Raw genomic sequence first — 247 nt, forward strand, 5'->3', positions numbered from 1 at the left:
GCGGCTTTCCAGTTTACCATTCTTCGTCTGTACACGGATTTTGAAGGGTATCCCGTAGATGCTGTCGAAGCCCCAGTCGACATCGGGTATATCCGTGGATTTGCTGAGAGTCTTGAAGGCGGACTTCGCTACGTTGTCGAAGAACTCCTCTACTTGTCCTTCCGGAAGCCCTTCGGTTACTCCGACAGGACCTGGGAAGCTGAGGGCCGTCGAGACTAACCCGAAGAGGAACAGCACTGAGAACATG

General features: G+C 53.4%; 1 protein-coding gene. It reads right to left on the reverse strand.

Features of this window, described 5'->3' with window-relative positions:
- A partial coding sequence (locus SAY88_RS25470; protein WP_332635229.1) for a hypothetical protein occupies positions 1 to 247 on the reverse strand: 247 nt, incomplete at both ends.

The sequence above is a fragment of the Halalkalibacter flavus genome, assembly GCF_036663575.1.
GTDB classification, from domain to species: domain Bacteria; phylum Bacillota; class Bacilli; order Bacillales; family Bacillaceae_D; genus Halalkalibacter; species Halalkalibacter flavus.